The following is a 1128-nucleotide window of genomic DNA, read 5'->3' on the forward strand; positions in this document are numbered from 1 at the left end:
CCTCAATTCATGCTGATGCTCCAGAATTCGTGGACATGAGTGTCGAACAAGACATTTTAGTCACAGGTATCAAAGTTGTAGATCTTCTGGCCCCTTATGCCAAAGGTGGTAAGATTGGTCTGTTTGGAGGAGCAGGAGTAGGCAAGACCGTATTGATCATGGAACTTATCAACAACGTTGCCAAGGCCCATGGTGGTTACTCAGTATTTGCCGGAGTCGGGGAGAGAACTCGTGAAGGAAATGATTTATATCATGAAATGATTGAATCAGGTGTCATATCACTCAAGGACAAGTCCTCAAAGGTAGCGTTGGTGTACGGACAAATGAACGAGCCCCCAGGCGCCAGGGCTAGGGTCGCGTTGTCTGGTTTTTATGTTGCGGAATAAGTCAGGGATCAAGAAGGTCAGGATGTGCTATTGTTCATTGACAACATTTTCCGTTTCACTCAGGCAGGTTCAGAGGTATCTGCTCTGTTGGGTCGTATCCCTTCAGCTGTAGGTTATCAGCCAACCCTGGCAACTGACATGGGTACCATGCAGGAAAGAATTACCACCACCAAGAAGGGTTCCATCACTTCAGTACAGGCTATTTACGTGCCTGCTGATGACTTGACTGATCCCGCTCCTGCTACCACCTTTGCCCATTTAGACGCCACCACCGTATTGTCTAGAGCTATTGCTGAACTGGGTATCTATCCAGCTGTAGATCCTCTTGACTCCACTTCAAGAATTATGGATCCCAACATCATTGGTGCTGAGCATTACAATGTTGCCAGAGGAGTACAAAAAATCCTTCAGGACTACAAGTCCCTTCAGGATATTATTGCCATTTTGGGTATGGATGAATTGTCTGAAGAAGATAAATTGACTGTCGCAAGAGCTAGGAAAATTCAAAGGTTCCTCTCTCAGCCATTCCAGGTCGCTGAAGTGTTTACCGGACATGCTGGCAAACTTGTACCTCTTGAAGAAACGATCAAGGGATTCCAGAAGATATTAAAAGGCGAGTTAGACCACCTTCCCGAAGTTGCTTTTTACATGGTCGGTCCAATTGAAGAAGTTGTTCTGAAGGCTGAGACACTGGCCAAATCTACATCATAAGTGTACTGTTGAACATTTCTTAGAATTAGTC

At 45.4% G+C, this 1128-nt stretch carries 1 pseudogene; it reads left to right on the top strand.

Annotated features, from left to right (window positions below):
• Positions 1 to 1097: pseudogene (atpD, locus tag MU846_RS14860) on the top strand (F0F1 ATP synthase subunit beta); the annotation flags it as partial.
• Positions 1098 to 1128 lie beyond the last annotated feature (31 nt).

Source organism: Alcanivorax quisquiliarum (assembly GCF_023051175.1).
GTDB lineage: Bacteria > Pseudomonadota > Gammaproteobacteria > Pseudomonadales > Alcanivoracaceae > Isoalcanivorax > Isoalcanivorax quisquiliarum.